The following is a 21,996-nucleotide window of genomic DNA, read 5'->3' as shown; positions in this document are numbered from 1 at the left end:
CGGGACGTGCCGCCGCCCGATTTCCTCGTCATCGCCGGCCTGGCCGCGCTGCTCGGCGGCATCGTGCAGGGCAGCGTCGGCCTCGGCGTGGGACTGGTCGCCACCCCGGTCGTGACCATGCTGTTCCCGTCGCTGATGCCGGGCGCGGTGCTGGTCGCCGCGTTCGTCCTGCCGCTGGCCACGCTGGCGCAGGAGGTCCGGTACGCCGACCTCCGGGGTCTCGGCTGGGCCTTCGGCGGACGGTTCGCCGGGACCCCGGTCGGCGTGCTGGTCGTCGCCGTCGTGCCCGCCCGGGGGCTCGGGATCGTGGTCGGCGGCATGGTGCTGGCCGCCCTCGGCGCCACCGCCTGGTCGGGGCGCGTCCCGCGCAACCGCGCCACGCTCGTCACCGCGGGTCTGGCCGCCGGGGCCGTCGGCACCGCGTCCGCGATCGGCGGGCCGCCGCTCGCGCTGCTCTACCAGCGCGAGAGCGGTCCGCGCGTGCGCGCGACCCTGGCCGTCTTCTCCACGGTCGGCGCGCTGCTGTCGCTGCTCACCCTCACCGCCGCAGGGCAGCTCCCGATGCGGCAGGTCACCGCGGGCCTCGCGCTCACCCCGTTCGTGCTGGCCGGGTTCGCCATCGCCGGGCCGGTCCGCCGCTACCTGGACGAGGGCCGCACCCGCGCCGCCCTGCTGGTCGTCGTCGGAACCGCGTCGGCCGCCCTGATCGTCCGTAGCCTGGCCTGATGCGTCCCCCCGAGCCCGCCGCCCAGCCGCGCGAATCCGCCAAGCCCGCCAAGCCCACCAAGGCCGACCTCGAGGCGGCCCGCGACCGCGTCATCCCGGACGTGCTGCCCCCGGACGGCGAGCCCCTGCGCGTGCTCTTCTGCGGCATCAACCCAGGCCTGTACTCCGGCGCGACCGGGCACCACTTCGCCCGTCCCGGGAACCGCTTCTGGCCCGCGCTGCACCGGTCGGGCTTCACCGGCCGCCTGCTGGCCCCCGCCGAGCAGGACCTGCTGGCCGCGTCCGGCCTGGGCATCACCAATCTCGCGCACCGCACCACGGCCCGCGCGGACGAGCTGACGGCCGCCGAACTGCGCGCGGGCGGCGAACGCCTCGGCGCCCTCGTCGAACGGCGCCGTCCCGCCTACCTGGCGATCGCCGGGGTCACCGCGTACCGCACCGCCTTCGGCCGTCCCGCCGCCCGGATCGGCCCGCAGGGCGAACCGGCCGGACCGGCGCGGCTCTGGGTGCTGCCCAACCCGAGCGGCCTGAACGCGAGCTGGACCATCGACAGGCTCGCCGCCGAGTTCGTCCGCCTCCGCGAGGCCGCGGCCGTCGGCGCGGGCTGACCGTCCGGAGATCGGGTGGCCGGGCGGCGCGGACGGCCGCGCGGCGCGGGCCGAGGTCAGGGGCAGCGGTCGGGGGCGGCGGCGGCGGAGAACATGGCGCGGACCTCGGCGACCAGCGCGGGCATGGGCACCCACGGATCGGCGCGGCCGAGCGCCACGATGGGCCGGGGCAGGGCCCGGACGCTGCCGAGCCGCCAGTGGTGCGCCTCGGGCCGGGCCCACGGGCCGCAGCCGCAGGCGCTGTCGAGCACTCCGGAGGAGCAGACGTCATCGAGCTCGGCCAGCGCGATGACCGCGCCGATGGTGGCGAGCGGGTCGTGCGGGTCCCAGCCGGCGGCCCGCACCAGCGGGGAGTCGCAGGCGGTGAGGTCGACCCGCATCGAGGCGTGGATCAGGAGCGGACCGCGATAGGCGGTCGGCAGGCTCTGGTTGGAGACCGTCTTCCCGCCTCGCGCGATCGCGAAGGCCCAGGGCTGCTGGACGCTGATCGCCTGCACGCGGCACCTCCCGTGCTCTTCAGGTGTACATCTTCGCCGGACGACACGGTGCGTGGTGCCCGCTTTCTGGCGGACTGCCCCGGTATGGGCGGGCAGATCCGCACCGGCCTGCCACCCGACCGTGACCGAGAGGGTAGGTGCATCCTGGGGCAAAGGCCAACCGGTCACTGGCTGTAATGGGGGTGAGGGGCCGACCGGATCGGGCCGCCGCGCGCCGCGCCCCGGGCCGGAACGGCCGGGGGCGCGGGCCGGGGCCGTGTGCACCTGAGGTCAGGTGGCGTCGACGAGCCTGGCGTAGGCGATCGTGTTGTTCACGTAATGCCCGGTACCCGCGTCGAAGGCGCCACCGCAGGTGACCAGCCGCAGCGCCGCGTAGTCGAGGTCCTCGGCGTAGACCTTCTCGCCCGGGAAGGACTTCTTGGGGACGTCCTCCATGCCCTGCACGGCGAACGTGGCGACCGAGCCGTCCTGGCGGGTCACCTCGATCCGGTCGCCCTTCTTCAGCTCCTTCAGCTTGAAGAAGACCGCCGCCCTCTTGTTGGCGTCGACGTGCCCGAGCACCACCGAGGGCCCCTCCTCGCCGGGCGTCGGGCCCTGCTCGTACCAGCCGGCGAGGTTGGGCCGCGACAGCGGCGGCTCCTGGATGGTGCCATCGGCCTTGAGGCCGAGCTGCGACACCGGCGCCGACACGCCGATCTTGGGGATCCTGATGGACTTCGGCAGCGACCGTCCCATCGGCTGGGCGTACGTGACCTGCGCGGCCGGGGCGGACGCGGATGCGCGCGCCGGGACCGGGGCCGAGGACGAGCCCGGGGCGGTGGGCGGGGCCGAGCCCGCGGTGTTCCCGCCGCCGCACCCGCCGAGCAGCAGGCCGCCGAGCAGCACGCCGGCCGCCGCGCCGAGGACGCGGCGGCCGGCGGACGCGCTGGTGTCACCGGGCACTTAGGACTGCTCCCGCCCGGCGCCCCGGCGGCGCAGCAGCACCAGGCCGCCGCCGACGACGGCCAGCGCGCCGGCGGACCCGCCGCCGACGAGCGCCGGCGTCATCGAGCCGCCGTCCTCGTGGTGCAGGGAGAGGCTGCCGTCACCGGTGTTGGGGGCGCCTGCGGGGATCTGTGGCGACTTCTTGCCCGGCTTGATCGCCTCGCCCGGCTTGGTGCTGTACTTGACGTACCCGTGGCCCTTGCACGCCACGGTGGCCACGGTCGGGTTCGGCAGCGTGCCGCTGCGGAACATGCCGACGGCCTTGAAGACGCCCGTGCGGACGGTCTTCACCGCCAGCGCCTTGGTGGTGAACCCGTTGCCGGTGATCGTCACCGCCGTCGGGCAGGTGATGGTGAAGGTCATCGACTTGCCCGGGATCACCTTGCGGGTGCTCAGCTCGACGTCGTCGTAGCCGAACGAGAACTTCTGCGGCGCCGGCTTGACGCCGGGCTCCTTGCTCGGGTTCACCGTCAGCGTCAGCTTGTGGGTCGTTTCGCCGACCTTGCAGGTGAACGCCGCCTTGTAGCTGTGGCCGGGCGTCAAGGACGGCTTGGTCGCCGCGACGGCGGTCCAGAGCTCGCCGGCGTTCCCGCGGAACTTCGGCGCGGCCGTGAAGACCTGGCCGGCGCCGCCGGCCGGGGCCGTGTCGCAGGCGCTGATCTTGACGGTCAGGCTGGCGCCCGGCTTGAACGGGTTGGGGGCGACCTTCACCGCCGGGACCGCGGGCGCGGGCTCGGGGGCGGCGAGGGCGGGTCCCGCCATGCCCAGCGCCGTGACGGCGGTCGCGGCACCGGCTGCGGCACCGGTCGCGGCGAGTCGAACTGCACGCATGTCTTCTCCTAGTCGGGAGTCACGCACTCCCACGCGCACGTCCGGGACGTCCGGGCCGGTGGCGGGGGCGCCGCACTTCCGGGATCCGCGTACGGACGGGAGCGAAATGCAAGGACGGGGCGCGAGCATAGCCACGATGCGCAGGAAACGCCCGTTCCTCCTGTGTAATGGCCTATATCGGACGGAAGGCAACCCCCGCCGCCGCCCCGCCTCATCCCTTCAGCGCACCCGCCATCAGCCCGCGCATGAAGAACCGGCCGAGCAGCAGGTAGACCAGCAGCGTCGGCAGCGAAGCCAGCAGCGCCGACGCCATCTGCACGTTGTAGGACACGGCCGCGGCCCCCGATCCGGCCGTGTTGTTCAGCATCACCGTCACCGGCCAGCTGTCGGGCGCGCCGAGGAACACCGCGAAGAGGAAGTCGTTCCACAGCGAGGTGAACTGCCAGATCAGCGTCACCGCGAACGCTGGGCCCGACACCGGTGCGACGATCGACCAGTACGTGCGCAGCATCCCGGCGCCGTCCACCCGGGCCGCCTCGATCAGCTCGCCCGGGATCGTGACGTAGTAGTTCCGGAAGATCAGCGTGCAGATCGGGATGCCGTACACCACGTGCGCCAGCACCAGGCCCCGGATGGTGCCCACCAGCTCCATGTGGGTGAGCAGCCCGGCGAGCGGGATCATCACCGCCTGGTACGGGATGAACATCCCGAACAGGAACAGCGTGAACACCGCGTCGGAACCGGGGAACCGCCACTTGCTCAGCACGAACCCGTTCAGCGACCCGAGCACCGCCGCGATCAGCGATCCGGAGACCGCGATCTTCACGCTGTTCTCCAGGCCCGGCCGCAGCGTGGTCCACGCCGTCCGCCAGCCCGCCGTGCTCCAGTGCTGCGGCAGGTTCCACGCCGTGCTCGGATCGGCCTCCTGGAGCGACTTGAAGCTCGTCACCACCAGGACGTAGACCGGCAGCAGGAACAGCAGCACGAACGCCAGCAGCAGCAGCGGCCGGACGACCCGCAGCACCCGGGCCCCGGTGGACGGCCCCGCCGGGGACCCCGGCGCCGCCGTCTTCGCTCCGCCGCGCGCCGTCTTCGCTCCGCCGTCCGCCGCCATCGAACCCGCTCCGTCCGCCGCCATCGCGCTCGCTCCGTCCCTCATCGGGCCCGGTCCGCCCGCACCGACCAGACCAGGTAGGGGATCACCAGCAGCGCCACCGCGAGCAGCAGGTACGTGGCGATCGTCGCGCCGTTGGCCGGATCGTGCCGGTCGAACACCTCCACGTACGTCGCGATCGCCGGGACGTAGGTGATGATCTGCTTGCCCGCGATCGCCATGATCAGGTCGAACACCTTCAGCGAGATGTGCCCGAGGATGATCAGTGCCGACAGCGTCACCGGGCGGAGCTGCGGGAACACCACATACCGGTAGACCTTCCACTCGGACGCGCCGTCGACCCGGGCCGCCTCCCGCAGCTCCTCGGGCACGCCGCGGAACCCGGCCAGATACAGCGCCATGACGTAGCCCGACATCTGCCAGACCGCCGGCAGCGCCATCGCGGCCATGCCCCAGTCCTGGTTCTGCCACCAGTCGTTGGCGAGCGCGCCCAGCCCGGCCTTGTCGAAGAGCTGGTTCAGGCCGACCGCCCGCTCGGGCGGCGCCGGGTTCATCAGCCAGCGCCACACCACCCCGCTGGCGATGAACGAGATCGCCATCGGGAACAGGTAGACCGCCCGGAACCCGGCCTCGCCCCGGATGCCCTTGTCCATCAGGAACGCCAGGAACGCGCCGAGCAGCAGCGCCCCGCCGACGAACACGGCGGTGAACAGCAGCGCGTGCCTGACCGCGCCGGGCCAGCTCGGCTGGCTCCACAGGTCGACGAAGTTCCTGCCCTTGTCGAACCCGTACGGCGTGACCTCGTCGTGCTTGCCGCTCACCGCCACCCGCGTGTTCCAGAAGATCAGCCCGTACACGAACAGGCCGATCGCCAGGATCGACGGCGACACCAGCAGCAGGCCGGGCAGCCACGTCGGGCCCCTGCGCGGCCCCGGTCGCCGTTTCACGCGGTCGCCCACCAGGTCACTCGGCGTCGTTCTTGGCGGCGTCGACCAGCGCGCTCTGGAGCTTGGCCATGTCCTTGTTCTGAAGGAACAGCCCGACCGCGGTGTCGATGTCGGTGTGCCACTTCTTGGACGCGTTCACGCCGTGCCAGAACGAGCCGGCCAGCTTCACGCCGGGCTTGTTCCACTCGTTGAACGCGTACTCCAGGTAGCCCTTGTAGAGGGTCTTGTCGGCGTCCTTGCGGGCCGGGACCGAGCCCTTCTTCGGGTTGAAGAGGTCCTGGCCCTCCTTGCTGGACGCCTCCTTCAGCCACGCCAGCGCCCCGCCGCGGTGCGGCGCGCCCTTCGGCAGCGTGAAGCTGTCCGACAGCCACATGTAGGTGCCGTCGGTGCCGGGGGACGGCGCGTACTTGAAGTCGGTGTCGAGCTTCTTGCCGAGGCCGTTCGGGGCGGTGCCGGTGAAGTAGCCGTAGGCCCAGTCGCCCATGATGTTGAAGGCGGCCTTGCCGTCCACCACGGCCTTGGCGGCGCCCTGCCAGTCGGTGGAGGCGGCCTCCGCCGTGGTGTACTTGATGATCTCGGTGTAGTCGGTCAGCGCCTTGGTGACCGCGGGGCTGCTCCAGTCGGCGCCCGGCTTCCACAGCGCGTTGTAGGCGTCGGCGCCGAGGTCGCCGAGCAGGACGTTCTCCAGCAGGTGGTCGGCGGTCCACTGCGCGCCGAGCGACAGCGGGACCTTCTTGGTCTTCTCCTTGACCGCCTTCAGCGCGGTGATGAAGTCGGCGATCGACTTCGGCGCCCCGGACACTCCGGCGTCCTTGAGGATCGAGGGGTTGTACCAGAGCATGTTCGAGCGGTGGATGTCCACCGGCACCGAGTAGATCTTGCCCTGGTAGGTGATCTGCTGGAGGAGCTGCTCGGGGTAGGCGCTCTTGAGGTTGTTCTCGGCGTAGAACGAGTCGAGCGGCTCGATCTGCCCGGCCTTGATGTAGTCGAGCAGCTCCGCGCCCGCGTGCCCCTGGAAGGAGTCCGGCGGCTTGCGGTTCTGGAGCCGGCTGGCCAGCACTGCCTGGGCCTGCGTGCCCGAGCCGCCCGCGATGGCGGCGTTGGTGAACTTGGTGCCGGGGTTCTTCTTCTCGAAGTCGGCCTTCAGCGCGGCCAGCCCGTCGGCCTCGCCCGGGCCGGTCCACCACGAGAAGACCTCGACCTCGGACTTGTCGCTGTTCTTGTCGCCGCCGTCGCCGCCGCCACAGGCCGTGGCGGACGCGGCCAGCACGCCGCTGAGGGCCATGGCCGCGAAGGCGGTCTTCCGGTTACCCGTTCGTCCCAGCATCGCCAGTCCCTTCGGTTACCCCGAGAAACAAGCGTCTGTTCGGATGAGTCGACGGGTCAACACCGGGCGCCGAAAAGTGATCGCGCGGTTATCCCGTGGCGCCCTGGAGGTAACCGACCGTCACCGCGGCGGCATGTCGGACGCCACGTGGGGTCACCGGGGAGCACGGGATCACCGGGAGAAGCGCAGGGGGCACCAGGGAGGCGCGGGGGTCACCAGGGGAGCGCGGGCGGCAGGGCGGCGGCGTCCGCGTCCGGCCAGCCGAGCGGCTCGCCCAGCGGGGCCAGCTCGGCGAGCTGGAGGCGGTACCAGGGCGAGGACTCGGGCTTGCCGGTCAGCTCCAGGCAGCGGTCCCACGACCACCATTCGGCCCGCTCGACCTCGTCGGGGTTGGGCCGGACGGACCCGGCGGCGTCCTCGGGGACGACGCCGCGCACCACCGGGCACCGCTCGTACTCGACGGTCCCGTCGCCCGCGACCGCCCGGTAGCGGAACCGGGGCAGCACCGGGGTCAGCGTGGCGCCGGTCACGCCCAGCTCGTCCCGCAGCCGCCGCAGGACCGCGCCGCGCAGCCCCTCGCCCGGACCGGGGTGGCCGCAGCAGCTCCCCGTCCACACCCCGGGAAAGGTGCGCTTGCCCAGAGCACGCTGCGTGATCAGAACGCGCCCCTGGGTATCCACCACATAGCAGGAGAATGCCAGATGGTAGGGAGTGTCCCGATGGTGGCTCGCGCTCTTGGGGGCCGTTCCGATGGCCTCGTCCGCCGCGTTGAGCAGCACGATCTCTTCAACAGCCATGCCCTCTTCCTATCGCATCCGGGCGCGTGCGGTCGGTTACTTGGCAAGGTGACACTCCTGCCGCCGACGGCGCGCGGGAGGCAAACCAGGACTAAACTCGGCCTGGTCCAACGACGGGGGCTGGGGAGTCCCCGATTGAGGAGTTGAGCGTGAGCTTGCTGGAGTCGATCACAGGTCCGCGAGACCTCAAACGACTGGACGCCACGCAAATGCCGCGGCTCGCGGAGGAGATCCGGGAGTTCCTCGTGGCTGCGGTCTCCAAGACCGGCGGGCACCTGGGGCCCAACCTGGGCGCCGTCGAGCTGACCATCGCCCTGCACCGGGTCTTCGACTCTCCGCACGACCGGATCCTGTTCGACGTCGGCCACCAGGCGTACGTGCACAAGGTGCTCACCGGCCGGCACGATTTCGGCCTGCTGCGCCGCCGCGGGGGCCTGTCGGGCTACCCGAGCCGGGACGAGTCCGAGCACGACGTCATCGAGAACTCGCACGCCTCCACCGCCCTGTCGTACGCCGACGGGCTGGCCAAGGCGTTCCAGCTCCGCGGCGAGGACGACCGCGCCGTGGTCGCGGTCGTCGGCGACGGCGCGCTGACCGGCGGGATGTGCTGGGAGGCGCTCAACAACATCGCCGCCGGCCTGGACCGCCCGGTGATCATCGTGGTGAACGACAACGGCCGCTCGTACTCCCCGACGATCGGCGGGCTGGCCGGGCACCTGGCCGACCTGCGGGTCACCCAGGGCTACGAGCACGCGCTCGACCTGATCAAGAAGACCGTGCCGCGCGCCCCGGTGGTCGGCACCGTCGCCTACGAGGCGCTGCACGGCATCAAGAAGGGCCTCAAGGACGTCCTGGCGCCGCAGGCGATGTTCGAGGACCTCGGGATGAAGTACGTCGGCCCGATCGACGGCCACGACGAGGACGCGGTCGAGCACGCGCTGCGCCGCGCCCGCGGCTTCGGCCGGCCGGTGATCGTGCACTGCATCACCCGCAAGGGGCAGGGCTACGCGCCCGCCGAGAACGACCTCGAGGACTGCATGCACACCGGCGGCGCGTTCGACCCCGCCACCGGCAAGTCGCTGCCCAGCTCCGCCGGTCCCGGCTGGACGAGCGTGTTCGGCGCCGAGATGCTGGAGATCGCCCGCGAGCGCCCGGACGTGGTCGGCATCACCGCCGCGATGCTCCACCCGGTCGGGCTGGCGCCGTTCGCCGAGGAGTTCCCCGACCGCGTCTACGACGTGGGCATCGCCGAGCAGCACGCGGTCACCTCGGCGACCGGGCTCGCGCTGGGCGGCCTGCACCCGGTCGTGGCGATCTACGCCACCTTCGTCAACCGGGCCTTCGACCAGATCCTGATGGACACCGCGCTGCACGGGCAGGCGGTCACCTTCGCCCTCGACCGTGCCGGGGTCACTGGCGACGACGGCCCGAGCCACAACGGCATGTGGGACCTGTCGATCCTCCAGCTCATCCCGGGCCTGCGGGTGGCGGTGCCGCGCGACGGCGCCCGGCTGCGCGAGCTGCTGCGCGAGTGCGTGGCGGTGTCGGACGGGCCGACCGCGCTCCGCTACCCCAAGGGCCCGGTGGCCGCCGACATCGAGGCCGTCGGGCACGTCGGCGGCATGGACGTGCTGGCCCGGCACGACGGCTCCAACGGCACCCGGGTGCTCCTGGTGGCGGCCGGGTCGATGGCGACGGCCGCGGTGGAGGCGGCCGGGCTGATCGCCGCCCAGGGCATCGGCGTCACGGTGCTCGACCCCCGCTGGGTCAAGCCGCTCGACCCCGAGCTGCCGGCCGAGGCGGCCCGGCACACCCTGGTCGCGGTGGCCGAGGACAACGGCCGCACCGGCGCCGTCGGCGATGCGGTGGCGCGGGCGCTGCGCGACGCGGCCGTCGACGTCCCGGTCCGCACCTTCGGCATCCCGCAGGAGTTCCTCGAGCACGCCTCGCGGGCGCAGATCCTCGCCGACCTCGGGCTCACGCCGCAGGCCCTCGCCCGCGACGTGACCGAGGCCGTCGCCAAGGTCACCGCGGTGGAGAGCCGCGAGCCCGCGACCTCCTCCGACTGACGCCGGGGTCCCCGGGCCGGACGCCCGATCGATCGTCCGTCCGGCCCGGGGTGCCCGTACGTCCCCGCGCGGCGCGGAGCCTCCGCGCTCCGTCGGGGCGCTACGGCGGTCCGTACCCGCACGCCGCGCCGTGAATACTCAGAGTGAGTAAATGTAGCTTTGAGTGGTCGTCGGGGCGGCTTGGCGCGTCCGCTGTTTTCCCTGCGGCCATCGCGGCGACGTTACCGGCGGGCGGCCCGGTGCGCACCGGCGCGGTCTCCGCCTGCGGGGTCCCGCCGCCCTGGTGGGCGCGGAGGCGCCCACCGCGTCCGGGCGTGAACCGCGCGCCCGGCGGTACGGGGGAAGGTGCGTGAACGAGCATGCGACGACGACGGGGAGCGGTCCCGGGGACCGCGCGGACGGCGGCACTGGCCGCGCCGGGGCTGCTGGTGCTGGCCGCGGGGCTGGCGGTGTCCGGATCTGGTTCCGCGCCGGCCACGGCGGAGACCGCGGGGACCACGGCGGCGGGGACCGCGGGGACCACGCGGGCGGCGGGTGCCGCGCGGGCGGCGCTGCCGTGCGCGAACGGCGCGGGCGACGTCGCGGCCCTGGTGGCCGCGGTGCGTCAGGGCGGCGACATCGAGCTGGCGCGGGGTTGCACCTACCGGGTGGCCGAGCGGTACGGCACCTCCGCCGTCCTGCCCGAGACCACCGTCGACACCACCGTGGACGGCCGGGGCGCCACGGTCGCGTGGGAGGGCGTGGAGATCGCCGGCAGCCTGTTCGAGGTGCGCGGCCCGGCCCACATCACCGTCCGCAACCTGCACCTGACCAGCAGCGGCCTGACCGTCCCCGCGATGGTCAGGGCCGGGGCGGGCGCCTCGTTCTCGGTCGAGTCCAGCATCGTGGACGCGAGCCCGGCGCCGGGCTCGGCGCGCGACGACGCGCCCGCCCCGCGCCCGATCACCCGGGCTGCCGGCGAGACCGCGCCCGCGGCGGTGCGGCCCGTGCCGGGCGGCGGCCGGTGCGGGCGGCCGGCCCCGGCGGCGCCGCTGGCGGCCGGGCCGATGTCGGCGGTGATACCCGTGGCCGCGCGGTACTCCGGCGACCGCGCCGGCGACGGGCGGTCCTGCGGTGTGCGGGCCGTCCGCGCGACCCGCGCCGCGCGCACCTGACGCCGGGGCGGGTCAGCCGCCCTCGGCGGCCTGGAGCCGCCAGTGGTGCGTGATCGAGGCGGCGGGGGTGCCGAGGCCGCGGCCGGAGTAGGTCCACCGGCCGCGCAGCCGCCACGGCCGCCCGGCCCCGTCCCGCAGGAACACCTGGAGCGGGAAGTGGGCGTCGTGGGCGCGGATGACGCCGGACGGGTCGACCGAGGCGCGCAGATCGGGGTCGCCCACGCAGCGGACGCCGAGCACGGCCGTGCCCGCGTCCTGGCGCAGGAGTCCCCGCGTCAGGTCGTAGACGAGCACGGAGACGTAGTCCGGGCCGAGCCACCTGAGATCGGGCAGCATGCCGGGCGGGGGGAATCCGTACAGTTCTGGACCGCCGGTCACACGCGCACCGTAGCGCCCGGGTCCCGTCCCCGTCACTGCTTTCGAGGCGGGGATATGCCGCGGGCCCACCGTCGGACTTCCGCCCGGGGCGGTGCCAGGGCCTGTCCAAAAAGGGCCTAAGCCCTCACGCGAGCGCGTTACCTGGTCGGTGAGGCGAAGCCGAAGGCGAGCCCCACCGGCCAGATCGCGAAGCGATGCAGTGCTCGCACAAGCACGGTCGGCGCCCGAGCCGCCAGGCGAGGGCGCCGGGCCGGGCGTTAGTGAAACGGGTGGTAGGCGGAGCGCATCGCGTCCCAGCGGGCCAGCTTCACCCGCTCGCCGCGGTCGAGGGCGCGGGCGAGCGCGATCTCGGCGGCGTCGAGGTTGAGCCAGTCGGCGTAGGTGACGACCGGGAGACCGCGCGCCTTCAGCAGTTCCTCGACGGTGCGCTCCGGCCGGGGCCCGCCGGGGTCGAAGTCCTCCAGCAGGTTCCGGACGGTCTCGGCCGCGTCGGACTTGTTGGTGCCGACGACCCCGGTCGGGCCGCGCTTGATCCAGCCGGCCACGTACTCGCGGGGGACCGGGACGCCGCCCGGCCCGCTGATCCGGCCGCCCTCGTTGGGCACGACATGGGTCCGCTCGTCGAACGGGACGCCGTCCAGCGGGACGCTCTTGTAGCCGACCGAGCGCAGCACCAGGCCGACCGGCAGCGTCTCGTACTCGCCGGTTCCGGTCACCCGGCCGGTCTCGTCCGGCCGGGTCCGCTCCAGCCGCAGGCCCTCGACCCGGTCGGTGCCGAGGATCTCGACCGGCGCCCGCCAGAAGTGCACGTCGATGCGGCGCGGCCGGTCGCCGGCGGGCTCGCCGGTCCACCCGTTCAGCACCTTGATGTTGCCGCGCACGTGCCGGTCGGTCTCGGCGAGCTCGGCGCTGGCCGGGTCGAGGTCCATGTGCTCGGGGCGGACGTGGATCCCGGCGGCGGGCAGCTCGCCCAGCTCGCGGGCCTCCTTGGTGGTGAACTTGGCCTGCGCCGGGCCGCGCCGTCCGATCATGTGGACGCGGCGGACGCGGCTGTGCGACAGCGCCTCCAGGACCTGCTCGGGGACGTCGGTCTCGCGCAGCTCATCGACGGTCTTGGCCAGGATCCGGACCACGTCGACGGCGACGTTGCCGACGCCGATGACCGCGATCTCCTCGGTGGTCAGGTCGAACCGGTGGTCGGCGGCGTCGGGGTGCCCGCAGTACCAGTTGACGAAGTCGGTGGCGGCGATGCTGCCGGGCAGGTCCTCGCCGGGCACGCCGAGCCGCCGGTCGACCATCGCGCCGGTGGAGTAGATCACCGCGTCGTAGCAGGAGAGCAGGTCGGCGCGGGTCAGGTCGCGGCCGAGCTCGACGCCGCCGAAGAACCGGACGGCGGGGTGCTCCAGCACCCTCTGGAGGTAGCGGGCGATCGACTTGATCGACGTGTGGTCGGGCGCCACCCCGTACCGGACCAGCCCGTACGGCGTCGGCAGCCGGTCGAACACGTCCACCTGGGCCTCGTCCCCGGCCTGCTTGATCAGGGCCTCGGCCGCGTACAGGCCCGCGGGGCCGGAGCCGATGATCGCGACGCGCACAGGATCTGCCATGGGGGCCATTGTGCCCACGCCCTTGGTAAAAGGACACAGTGAGTCAGGTCACGGTGCGTCGCGCGCCGCCCGCCGGGCCGTCCGGGCGCGCAGGTGGCTGTGCCGGTGCCCGTAGCCGAAGTAGATCACCGTGCCGATCGCCATCCAGGCCAGGAACCGCAGCCAGGTCTCCACCGGCAGGTTGACCATCACGAACAGGCAGGCCAGCACCGACAGGATCGGGATCCAGGGGACCAGCGGGGTGCGGAACGAGCGGGGCAGGTCGGGACGGGTGCGGCGCAGGATCAGCACGCCGATCGAGACGGTCAGGAAGGCGAACAGGGTGCCGATGTTGACCAGCTCGGCGAGCTTGGCGAGCGGGATGAACCCGGCGAGCGCGGCCACCACGACGCCCATGAGGACCGTGGACCGGTAGGGGGTGCCGAACCGCGGGTGGACGGCGGCCAGCCACTCGGGCAGCATCCCGTCCCGGCTCATCGCGAAGAAGATCCGGCTCTGGCCGAGCAGCAGGATCAGCACCACCGCGGTCAGCCCGGCGACCGCGCCGATGCTGATCACGGTGGCGAACACGGGGTGCCCGGCGGCCTTGAACGCGTCGGCGAGCGGGGCGGCGTCGCTGAGCCTGCGGTAGTCCTCCATCCCGACCACGACCAGGGAGACCGCGGCGTACAGCACGGCGGTGACCACCAGCGATCCGATCAGCCCGATCGGCAGGTCGCGCTGCGGCCGGCGGGACTCCTCGGCGGCGGTGGCGACGACGTCGAAGCCGATATAGGCGAAGAAGACGATCGCGATGGCGGCGAAGATGCCGAGCCAGCCGTAGCTGACCGGGGTGATCCCGAACAGCACCTGGATCAGCGGCGCCGCCGCGCCCTCCACCGACGGGTTCGGCCGGGACGGCGGGATGAACGGGGTGTAGTTGGCGCCCTTGACGAGGAACAGCCCGGCCACGATCACCAGCAGCACCACGAACACCTTGATCGCCACGATCACCGCGTTCACCCGCGAGGAGATCTTGACGCCCAGCACCAGCAGGCCGGCGACCGCCACGACGAGCAGGACGGCCGGGACGTTGACCACGCCGCCGCCCTCGCCGGGCGGGTCGGAGAACGCGGCCGGGAGGGGCAGGCCGATGGTGTCCAGCAGCGAGGCGGCGTAGCCGGACCAGCCGACCGCGACGACCGCGGAGCCGAGCGCCAGCTCCAGGATGAGGTCCCAGCCGATGATCCAGGCGGGGAACTCGCCGAGCGTGGCGTAGGCGAAGGTGTAGGCCGACCCGGCGACCGGCACGGTGGAGGCGAACTCGGCATAGCACAGCGCCGCCAGCCCGCAGACGACGGCGGCCAGGACGAACGAGATCGCGACCGCCGGGCCGGCCTTGTCCTTGGCCACCTGCCCGGTCAGCACGAAGATGCCGGTGCCGATGATCACTCCGACCCCGAACACGACCAGGTCGAGCGCGGACAGGTCGCGGCGGAGCCGGTGCGCCGATTCCCGGGTGTCCCCGATCGACTGCTCGATCGACTTGGTGCGGAACAGGTTCACTCGGCGCTCCTCCCGGCCGGGACGGCCCGTCGCAGGAGTGATCACCGGATCGGGTCGGCCGAAACCAGCGACCGACCGGATCATGCCGGTAAAAGAGGAACCTCCGCCCCTGAAGGGGGACGTCGGAGCCGCGCGGGGCCGGGAGGGTCGTCGGCTGCCCGGTCCCGCGCAGCCGTCATCGGCCGCGCGGGACCGGGCGGTGCCGCTGTCAGGGCAGGGAGGCGACCCCCGGCTCGAGGAAGCGGGCGCCGGTCACCTTCTCGGCGACGCCCGACCGGTCCAGGTACGGGGTGATGCCGCCCAGGTGGAACGGCCAGCCGGCGCCGAGCAGCATGCACAGGTCGATGTCCTGCGCCGCCGCGACCACGCCCTCGTCCAGCATGATCCCGATCTCCTCGGCGAGCGCGTCCAGGGCGCGCGCCAGCACCTGCTCCTCGGTGGACGGAGCGGTCCCGCCGGAGAAGATCTCCACCACCTCGGGGTCGAGGGTGAAGTCGGGCCGGTACACCCCGGTCTTGCCCGCCGCGACCATCCTCGCCAGGTTGTCCGACAGCGGGAACCGCTCGGGGAACGCGCCGTGCAGCGTCTGGTTCACGTGCAGGGCGATGGCCGGGCCGACCAGGCCCATCAGCACGAACGGCGGCATCGGCAGCCCGAGCGGCGCCGCGGCGCGCTCGGCCACCTCGATGGGCGTGCCCTCGTCCACGGTCTGGACGATCTCGGCCAGCAGCCGCAGCAGCACCCGGTTGGCCACGAACGCCGGGGCGTCCTTGACCAGCACGCACGACTTCTTGAGCCGCTTGCCGACGGCGAACGCGGTGGCCAGCGTCGCGTCGTCGGTCCGCCCGCCGCGGACGATCTCCAGCAGCGGCAGCACCGCGACCGGGTTGAAGAAGTGGAAGCCGACGACCCGCTCGGGGTGCCTCAGCCCGGCGGCCATCTCGCCGACCGGCAGCGAGGAGGTGTTGGTCGCCAGCACGCAGTCGGCCGAGACGTGCTCCTCGACCTCGGCGAACACCTTCCGCTTGACCGACATCTCCTCGAAGACGGCCTCGATCACGAAGTCGGCGTCGGCGAAGGCGTCCTTGGTGAGCGAACCGGTGATCAGCGACGTGAGCCGGTTGGCCTGGTCGGCCGAGATCCGGCCCTTGGCGAGCAGCTTGCCGATCTCGCCGTGCGCGGACCCGACGCCCTTGTCCAGCCGCTCCCGGTCGAGGTCGGTCAGCACGACCGGGACCTCCAGGCGCCGCGCGAACAGCAGCGCGAGCTGGCTCGCCATCAGCCCGGCGCCGACGACGCCGACCTTGGTGACCGGGCAGGCCAGCGCCTTGTCGGGGGCGCCGGCGGGCCGCTTGGCGCGCTTCTGGGTGAGGTCGAAGGCGTAGAGCCCGGCGCGCAGCTCGTCGCTCATGATGAGGTCGGCCAGCGCCTCGTCCTCGGCGGCGAAGCCCTCGTCGCGGGTCCGGTCCTTGGCCGCGGCGACCAGGTCGAGCGCGCGGACGAAGGAGGGCGCCGCGCCGTGCAGCCTGCCGTCCAGGTTCCAGCGCGCCATCGCGACGGCGTCGTCCCAGCCCTTGCCCTTGTCGGGCTCGGGGCGGCGGACGGCCAGCGCGCCGGTCAGGACGCGCGCGGTCCAGGTGAGCGACTCCTCCAGGAAGTCGGCCGAGTCGAAGATCGCGTCGGCGATGCCGAGCTCGTACGCCTGCCGGCCCTTGAGCATCCGGTTCTGCGCGAGCGGGTTGTCGATGATGACCTTGAGCGCCCGCTCCGCGCCGATCAGGTTGGGCAGCAGGTAGGTGCCGCCCCAGCCGGGCACCAGCCCGAGGAACGCCTCGGGCAGCGCGAACGCCGGGACGCCCGCCGAGACGGTGCGGTAGGTGCAGTGCAGCCCAATCTCGACGCCACCGCCCATCGCCGCGCCGTTGTAGTAGGCGAACGAGGGGACCTTGAGCTCGCCGAGCCGCCGGAACACCTCGTGCCCGAGCCGGCCGATCAGTCGGGCCTCGTCCCGGTTCTCCAGGGCGGCGACGCCCTTGAGGTCCGCGCCGACCGCGAAGACGAACGGCTTGCCGGTCACGGCCACGGCGACGATGTCGTCCCGCTCCGCGACCTGGTCGAGGGCGTCGTTCAGCGCGAGCAGGCCGCGCGGCCCGAAGGTGCTGGGTCTGGTGTGGTCGTGCCCGTTGTCGAGGGTGATCAGCGCCGCCCGGCCCGCGCCGAGCGGCAGCTCCACGTCGCGGACGCGGGCGTGCGTGACCACCTCGTCCGGGCTGCGGTTCTCGCTCGCCAGGAGCGAGCGCCACGTCTCCGCGCTGCTCACTTGGACCCCTCCCAGTTCACGTTCTCCCAGAGGACGGTGCCGCCCATGCCCATGCCGACGCACATCGTGGTGATGCCGTAGCGGACGTCCGCGCGCTCCTCGAACAGCCGGGAGAGCTGGTTCATCAGCCGCACGCCGGACGAGGCGAGCGGGTGGCCGACCGCGATCGCGCCGCCCCACGGGTTCACCCGCGCGTCGTCGTCGGCGATCTTGAAGTGCTCCAGGAAGGCCAGCACCTGGACGGCGAACGCCTCGTTGATCTCGATCAGGCCGATGTCGTCCATGGTCAGCGCGTTGCGGCTGAGCAGCCGCTCGGTGGCCGGCACCGGGCCGACGCCCATCACCTCGGGCTCCACGCCGGCGAAGGAGAAGTCCACCAGCCGCATCCGGGGCGTCAGCCCGAGCTCGCGGGCGACGTCCTCGGCGGCGAGCAGGCACGCGGTGGCGCCGTCGTTCAGGCCGGCGGCGTTGCCCGCGGTCACGTTGCCGTGCACGCGGAACGGGGTCTTCAGCGCGGCGAGGCTCTCCAGCGTGGTGCCGGGGCGCGGCGGCTCGTCCTCGGTGGCCAGGCCCCAGCCCTTGTCGGCGGACCGGATCGCGGTCGGCACCAGGTCGGGCTGGACCCGTCCGGCGGCGTAGGCGGCGGCCAGCTTCTGCTGGCTGCGCACCGCGTACGCGTCGGCGCGCTCCTTGGTGATCTCGGGGAACCGGTCGTGCAGGTTCTCCGCGGTCGAGCCCATGACCAGCGCGGACGGGTCGACCAGCCGGTCGGCCAGGAACCGCGGGTTCGGGTCGACGCCCTCGCCCATCGGGTGTCGGCCCATGTGCTCGACGCCGCCCGCGACGACCACGTCGTAGGAGCCGAACGAGATGCCGGCGCCCGCGGTGGTCACGGCGGTCATCGCGCCCGCGCACATCCGGTCGATCGCGTACCCGGGGACGCTCTTGGGCAGCCCGGCGAGCACGGCGGCGGACCGGCCGATGGTCAGGCCCTGGTCGCCGGTCTGGGTGGTGGCGGCGATCGCGACCTCGTCCACCCGCTCGGGCGGCAGGGACGGGTTGCGGCGCATCAGCTCGCGGATCGCGCGGACGATCAGGTCGTCCGCGCGGGTCTCCGCGTACAGGCCCTTCGGGCCCGCCTTGCCGAACGGCGTGCGTACGCCGTCGACGAATACGACGTCGCGTGCGGTGCGAGGCACGGTCGTCCCTTCTGGAGCGGTGGTGGTCGAGAGTGACGCTACTCGCTGGTAACCCGCTCATTCTACTCGTCAGTAACCACTGACCCGGGGCCGGGATCCCCGGGCCCTCGTCCGCCAGGGGCGGACCGGCCCGAGGGGACGGGCACGCCCGCGTCCACCGGCGCCGCCGGGATCCGGACGGTGATGGCCAGGCCGCCGTCCTCGCGCGCCACCGTCTCGACCGTCCCGCCGTGCGCCGTCACCACCGCCCGGACGATCGACAGCCCGAGCCCCGCCCCGTCCGCCGACCCGACCCGGTCGGCGCGGAGCCGGCGGAACGGCTCGAAGATCGTGTCCAGCTCGTAGGAGGGGACGGGCCGTCCCGTGTTGGCCACCCGCAGCACCGCCATGCCGTCCCGCTCACCCGTCCTGATCCAGACCCGCCCGCCCGGCACGTTGTACTTCAGCGCGTTCTCCAGCAGGTTGACCGCGCAGCGCTCCAGCAGCACCGGGTCGCCCGCCACCGCGGCGGGCCCGAGGCGCGCCTCCACGTCGATCTCGTCCGACAGCCCGTCCACCTGGTCGAGCGCGCTGGTCACCACGTCCGCCAGGGGCGTGCCGGCCCTGGTCTGGAGCTCGCGCTCGGACCGGGCGAGCAGGAGCAGCCCCTCGATCAGCCGCTCGTGCCGCGCGGTGTTGCCGAGCAGCACGTCGGCCAGCACCTTGGTCTCCGGCGGGCTCCTCCGGCTCGCCAGCGCGACCTCCAGCACCGTCCGGTTGATGGTCAGCGGCGTCCGCAGCTCGTGCGAGGCGTTCGCCACGAACCGCCGCTGCGAGTCGAACGCGCGGTGCAGCCGGTCGAGCATCCGGTCGAAGGTGTCGGCCAGGTCCTTGATCTCGTCCTGCGGGCCCGCCAGCGCGATCCGCTCGTGCAGGTTGCTCTCCGACAGCCGCCGCGCCGTCGCGGTGACCGTGTGCAGCGGCCGGAGCAGCCGCCCCGCCACCACGTACCCGATGCCGACCCCGACGACCCCCAGCACCAGCAGCAGCACCAGCGAGCTCTGCAAGAGCTGCTCCAGGACGTCGTGCTTCTGCCGGTCGAGCTGCCGCTCCGCCGTGGCCTTCACCGCCAGCAGCCCCTCGATCCGGTCCAGGGGCACCGCGGGCCGGACGAGCTGCGTGGTCGCCGCCCGCGAGATCGGCGCGGAGGTCAGCCGCGTCTCCATCGCGCGCACCGTGAGCAGGTACGTCACCGCGACCAGCGCGCTCGCCGTCACCAGGAACAGCGACCCGTACACCAGCGTCAGCCGGGCCCGCACGCTCAGCCGCACCGTCACAGCCGGTACCCCGATCCGGTCACGGTCTCGATCAGCGGCGGGCCGCCCAGCTTGCGGCGCAGCGTCGCCATGGTGACCCGGACGATGTTGCTGAACGGGTCGATGTTCTCGTCCCAGGCGTGCTCCAGCAGCCGCTCGGCGCTCACCACCCCGCCCTCGGCGCGCAGCAGCTCCTCCAGCACGGTGAACTCCTTCTTGGTGAGCCGCAGCTCCCGGCCCTCCCGCGCGACCCGGCGCCGGTGCGGGTCCAGCCGGATCCCGCGCCGCTCCAGGACGGGCGGCACCGGCAGCCCCGACCTGCGCGACAGCGCCCGCACCCGCGCGACCAGCTCGCCGAACACGAACGGCTTGGGCAGGTAGTCGTCGGCGCCGAGCGCCAAGCCGTCCACCCGCTCGTCCACCTCGCCTGCGGCGGTCAGCATCAGGATCCGCCCGGCGTGCCGCCGTCCCACCAGGTCGCGGCACACCTCGTCGCCGTGCACCGTGGGCAGGTCCCGGTCCAGCACGATCACGTCGTACTCGGTGTACGCGGCGCGCTCCAGCGCGGCGTCGCCGTCGTAGACCACGTCGACGGCCATCGCCTCCTCGCGCAGCCCCTCGGCGATCGTGTCCGCCAGCACCCGCTCGTCCTCGACGATCAGTACGCGCATCCGCCCCCCTCCCGGCCTGTTCGCCCGAGCATGGAGGAGCGGACGTTAAACCGGGGTAAGCCGGGCTCAGCCACCCGGCTGATGGATCCCGCGCGGCCAGACCTCCAGGATCCGCTCCGCCGTCGCGCCGACGGTCCCGGCCGTCGTGTCGAGCGTGAGCGTCCCCGGCGGATCGGACCGCGCGATCACCGCGAGCTGCGCCGTCGTCCTGGCGAGCTGCGCCTGCGCCCCCGACCCGATCTCCCGCCGCTCGATCCGTTCGGCCAGCGCGGGCAGCCCCGCGGTCAGCCGCACCGCCGTCACGTCCGCCCCCGGCACCGCCGCCGTGATCCACTCCAGATCCGCGGTCAGCTCCGCGAACACCCCCATGACGATGAGCCGGGTGTGCCCCAGCCCGGCGAAGTTCCCCCAGAGCGCCGCCAGGTTGCGCCGCGACAGCTCCCCGGGCCCGAGCCCGGCCGGCGGCCACGGATGCACCCGGTCCAGCTCGTCCGAATCGATCATCGCGTGCGCCACGTCCAGCTCGGCGAGCCGGTGCCCGACCTCGAACCCGGTCACCGTCTTCCCCACGCCCGCAGCCCCGCAGACCACCAGCATCTCGATCTTCGACATCCCCCCATCCTCCCGTCCGGGGGTCACGCCCGGAACTCTCCGGCCGGGCTGCTGATGCCGACCGGACCGGCCTCGGCGGTACCGGGCTCGGGCAGCGTCCGGAACAGCAGCCAGCTCAGCGCGGGCATCACGATCAGCGGCGCGAGCGCCACCTGGAGGGAGGCGGCGTCGGCGACCCCGCCGATGAGGGGGCCGGCCAGGCCGCCGACGCTGACGGTCAGCCCGAGCGTGATGCCGCTGGCGGTGCCGATGCGGCTGGGAAGGTAGTCCTGGCCGAGCGTGACCTGGAGCGAGAAGGGGACGTAGAGGCCGACGGACGTCAGCCCCAATGGCGCACCCAGCTGCGCCTCCACCACGCCCTGCTCCTGCTGGCCGAGGACACCCCGGTGACCACCGTGGCGCACACCTGCGGCTGGTCGACGGCCAGCGCCTTCATAGCCGTCTTCCGCCGAGTCTTCGGACACACTCCCGGAACACACCAGCACCAATGCCCCGGATCGTCGTCGCGGGTGAACGGGCCCGCGGCGACGGGCCTGGTGCGAGCGTGGCGCACCACTACCTCTGGCGACGCTGACCGCCCCACAGCCCAGGACAACGGCAAGGTCGGGAACCGGCCACGTCCGTCGGCTGGTGTAATCATGCGGTGAGTGGCATACGACAACTTCCACCCGGCTTGCGGAGCGATTTGCGGCACTTCGCCTATTACTTGGGTAACGGCACGCTGCTCTGCCCCGGGTATGACTGCCTCGACTACGACGAGGTCGTCACGCGTTATGACGACACGGTCGGGCGGTTGTTCGCCATCTTGCTCGACGACTATCACCGTCCGCTGGATGACGAAGGGGTGGATTCACGCGCTGACGACGACCGGGTAAGAGCGTGGCTCGCGGCTGAGTGCGACCCGGCACGCTATGAGGCCCCTCCGCTGAGCGATGCCGGGCTTCGTCTCTCAGGGTTCGATGAAGGATGGAAGGACGCGGTCGTGGCGTTCGCCCGCAAGCTTGGACGCGGCACTCTCGCCCCGGAAGTACTGGAGGGGATCGATTATGTGCCCTATCTGGTCGAGGGTGGATCCCTGCCGGAGGATGTCGTCACGGTGTTCGCCAATGTGCTGAAGGTCGATTCGGACGGGACACCGGCCGACGCGAGCCACGCCGAACGTCGAGCCGCACAGAAGTTGCGGGAGTGGCTCGAGCACGACTACCGGCCGGATCCACCGATGGAGGTCTGGGAGTTCGAACTCGTCTAGGGCCGGAGCACGCATGTGTGTTCTGTTGCGAGGCGAGGCAGAGTGCCGCCGCGGACCTCGCCGGAG

General features: G+C 72.8%; 22 protein-coding genes. 6 read left to right on the top strand and 16 right to left on the bottom strand.

The annotated features are described in order from the left end of the window. Positions 1 to 6: 6 nt before the first annotated feature. Together QP090_RS21985 and mug are read left to right on the top strand one after the other, a co-directional pair. On the top strand, positions 7 to 726 hold the full coding sequence (locus tag QP090_RS21985; protein WP_285941008.1) for a sulfite exporter TauE/SafE family protein: 720 nt from the start codon (positions 7 to 9) through the stop codon (positions 724 to 726). Continuing rightward, complete coding sequence (gene mug / locus QP090_RS21980; RefSeq protein WP_285941007.1) at positions 726 to 1,334, top strand: G/U mismatch-specific DNA glycosylase; 609 nt, start codon at positions 726 to 728, stop codon at positions 1,332 to 1,334. Before QP090_RS21985 ends, mug begins: the two co-directional genes overlap by 1 nt. A 56-nt stretch (positions 1,335 to 1,390) precedes the next feature. Here mug and QP090_RS21975 read toward each other — a convergent pair whose 3' ends face one another. From QP090_RS21975 to idi, 7 genes are all read right to left on the bottom strand, one after another. Further along, a complete protein-coding gene (locus QP090_RS21975) occupies positions 1,391 to 1,831 on the bottom strand; it encodes an ASCH domain-containing protein (protein WP_285941006.1) in 441 nt (146 codons plus the stop codon). A 270-nt stretch (positions 1,832 to 2,101) separates the two neighbouring features. Continuing rightward, entirely contained in the window at positions 2,102 to 2,773 is a 672-nt protein-coding gene (locus QP090_RS21970) for a class F sortase (RefSeq protein ID WP_285941005.1), read from the bottom strand. Beyond that, a complete protein-coding gene (locus tag QP090_RS21965) occupies positions 2,774 to 3,646 on the bottom strand; it encodes a hypothetical protein (RefSeq protein WP_285941004.1) in 873 nt (290 codons plus the stop codon). A gap of 211 nt (positions 3,647 to 3,857) precedes the next feature. Further along, a complete protein-coding gene (locus QP090_RS21960) occupies positions 3,858 to 4,784 on the bottom strand; it encodes a carbohydrate ABC transporter permease (RefSeq protein WP_285941003.1) in 927 nt (308 codons plus the stop codon). Positions 4,785 to 4,801: 17 nt separating this feature from the next. Then, complete coding sequence (locus QP090_RS21955) at positions 4,802 to 5,707, bottom strand: carbohydrate ABC transporter permease (RefSeq protein ID WP_285941002.1); 906 nt, start codon at positions 5,705 to 5,707, stop codon at positions 4,802 to 4,804. A 16-nt stretch (positions 5,708 to 5,723) separates the two neighbouring features. Further along, a complete protein-coding gene (locus QP090_RS21950; RefSeq protein ID WP_285941001.1) occupies positions 5,724 to 7,034 on the bottom strand; it encodes an ABC transporter substrate-binding protein in 1,311 nt (436 codons plus the stop codon). Between the two features lie 212 nt (positions 7,035 to 7,246). Further along, positions 7,247 to 7,831 carry an isopentenyl-diphosphate Delta-isomerase gene (gene idi / locus QP090_RS21945; RefSeq protein ID WP_285941000.1) on the bottom strand — a complete coding sequence of 195 codons (585 nt, stop codon included), beginning with the start codon at positions 7,829 to 7,831 and terminating at the stop codon, positions 7,247 to 7,249. Between the two features lie 149 nt (positions 7,832 to 7,980). Here idi and dxs point away from each other — a divergent pair, with 149 nt between their 5' ends. Further along, positions 7,981 to 9,900 carry a 1-deoxy-D-xylulose-5-phosphate synthase gene (gene dxs, locus QP090_RS21940; protein WP_285940999.1) on the top strand — a complete coding sequence of 640 codons (1,920 nt, stop codon included), beginning with the start codon at positions 7,981 to 7,983 and terminating at the stop codon, positions 9,898 to 9,900. 359 nt (positions 9,901 to 10,259) lie between these two features. Continuing rightward, positions 10,260 to 11,054, top strand: a complete 795-nt coding sequence (locus QP090_RS21935; protein ID WP_285940998.1) for a hypothetical protein — start codon at positions 10,260 to 10,262, stop codon at positions 11,052 to 11,054. Positions 11,055 to 11,066: 12 nt separating this feature from the next. Here the strand turns inward: QP090_RS21935 and QP090_RS21930 are convergent, their stop codons facing one another. From QP090_RS21930 to QP090_RS21890, 9 genes are all read right to left on the bottom strand, one after another. Further along, positions 11,067 to 11,432: a hypothetical protein gene (locus QP090_RS21930; protein WP_285940997.1), complete on the bottom strand. Its 366-nt coding sequence runs from the start codon at positions 11,430 to 11,432 to the stop codon at positions 11,067 to 11,069. A gap of 257 nt (positions 11,433 to 11,689) precedes the next feature. Beyond that, entirely contained in the window at positions 11,690 to 13,048 is a 1,359-nt protein-coding gene (locus QP090_RS21925; protein WP_285940996.1) for an FAD-dependent oxidoreductase, read from the bottom strand. A gap of 39 nt (positions 13,049 to 13,087) precedes the next feature. Beyond that, positions 13,088 to 14,584, bottom strand: coding sequence for an amino acid permease (locus QP090_RS21920; RefSeq protein ID WP_285940995.1), 1,497 nt, complete (start codon positions 14,582 to 14,584; stop codon positions 13,088 to 13,090). Between the two features lie 208 nt (positions 14,585 to 14,792). Then, positions 14,793 to 16,904: a 3-hydroxyacyl-CoA dehydrogenase NAD-binding domain-containing protein gene (locus QP090_RS21915; RefSeq protein ID WP_285940994.1), complete on the bottom strand. Its 2,112-nt coding sequence runs from the start codon at positions 16,902 to 16,904 to the stop codon at positions 14,793 to 14,795. Then, the gene (locus tag QP090_RS21910) at positions 16,901 to 18,103 is read right to left on the bottom strand and encodes a thiolase family protein (RefSeq protein ID WP_285940993.1); all 1,203 of its coding nucleotides are present in this window, start codon (positions 18,101 to 18,103) and stop codon (positions 16,901 to 16,903) included. Before QP090_RS21910 ends, QP090_RS21915 begins: the two co-directional genes overlap by 4 nt. Positions 18,104 to 18,165: 62 nt before the next feature. Then, entirely contained in the window at positions 18,166 to 19,419 is a 1,254-nt protein-coding gene (locus QP090_RS21905; RefSeq protein WP_285940992.1) for a sensor histidine kinase, read from the bottom strand. Beyond that, the gene (locus tag QP090_RS21900) at positions 19,416 to 20,069 is read right to left on the bottom strand and encodes a response regulator transcription factor (protein WP_285940991.1); all 654 of its coding nucleotides are present in this window, start codon (positions 20,067 to 20,069) and stop codon (positions 19,416 to 19,418) included. Before QP090_RS21900 ends, QP090_RS21905 begins: the two co-directional genes overlap by 4 nt. 66 nt (positions 20,070 to 20,135) lie before the next feature. Further along, complete coding sequence (locus QP090_RS21895; RefSeq protein ID WP_285940990.1) at positions 20,136 to 20,681, bottom strand: hypothetical protein; 546 nt, start codon at positions 20,679 to 20,681, stop codon at positions 20,136 to 20,138. Positions 20,682 to 20,704: 23 nt separating this feature from the next. Beyond that, a complete protein-coding gene (locus QP090_RS21890; protein WP_285940989.1) occupies positions 20,705 to 21,037 on the bottom strand; it encodes an MFS transporter in 333 nt (110 codons plus the stop codon). A gap of 30 nt (positions 21,038 to 21,067) precedes the next feature. On the opposite strand from QP090_RS21890, the gene QP090_RS21885 reads away from it, so the two are divergent. Next, on the top strand, positions 21,068 to 21,328 hold the full coding sequence (locus QP090_RS21885; RefSeq protein WP_285940988.1) for a helix-turn-helix transcriptional regulator: 261 nt from the start codon (positions 21,068 to 21,070) through the stop codon (positions 21,326 to 21,328). A gap of 38 nt (positions 21,329 to 21,366) precedes the next feature. Then, entirely contained in the window at positions 21,367 to 21,930 is a 564-nt protein-coding gene (locus QP090_RS21880) for a DUF7677 family protein (protein ID WP_285940987.1), read from the top strand. Positions 21,931 to 21,996 lie beyond the last annotated feature (66 nt).

Origin of the sequence: Actinomadura xylanilytica (genome assembly GCF_030283145.1) — a bacterium.
Lineage (GTDB): Bacteria > Actinomycetota > Actinomycetes > Streptosporangiales > Streptosporangiaceae > Spirillospora > Spirillospora xylanilytica.
Note: the sequence above shows the minus strand (reverse complement) of the source record. Positions and strands in the feature narration are given on the sequence as shown.

What these genes read in the sequence shown, in the direction of transcription:
- mug (WP_285941007.1), top strand. Translation starts at nt 726, where the DNA reads ATGCGTCCCCCCGAGCCCGCCGCCCAGCCGCGCGAATCCGCCAAGCCC.
- QP090_RS21965 (WP_285941004.1), bottom strand. Translation starts at nt 3,646, where the DNA reads ATGCGTGCAGTTCGACTCGCCGCGACCGGTGCCGCAGCCGGTGCCGCG.
- QP090_RS21960 (WP_285941003.1), bottom strand. Translation starts at nt 4,784, where the DNA reads ATGGCGGCGGACGGAGCGGGTTCGATGGCGGCGGACGGCGGAGCGAAG.
- QP090_RS21950 (WP_285941001.1), bottom strand. Translation starts at nt 7,034, where the DNA reads ATGCTGGGACGAACGGGTAACCGGAAGACCGCCTTCGCGGCCATGGCC.
- idi (WP_285941000.1), bottom strand. Translation starts at nt 7,831, where the DNA reads ATGGCTGTTGAAGAGATCGTGCTGCTCAACGCGGCGGACGAGGCCATC.
- QP090_RS21935 (WP_285940998.1), top strand. Translation starts at nt 10,260, where the DNA reads ATGCGACGACGACGGGGAGCGGTCCCGGGGACCGCGCGGACGGCGGCA.
- QP090_RS21925 (WP_285940996.1), bottom strand. Translation starts at nt 13,048, where the DNA reads ATGGCCCCCATGGCAGATCCTGTGCGCGTCGCGATCATCGGCTCCGGC.
- QP090_RS21900 (WP_285940991.1), bottom strand. Translation starts at nt 20,069, where the DNA reads ATGCGCGTACTGATCGTCGAGGACGAGCGGGTGCTGGCGGACACGATC.
- QP090_RS21895 (WP_285940990.1), bottom strand. Translation starts at nt 20,681, where the DNA reads ATGTCGAAGATCGAGATGCTGGTGGTCTGCGGGGCTGCGGGCGTGGGG.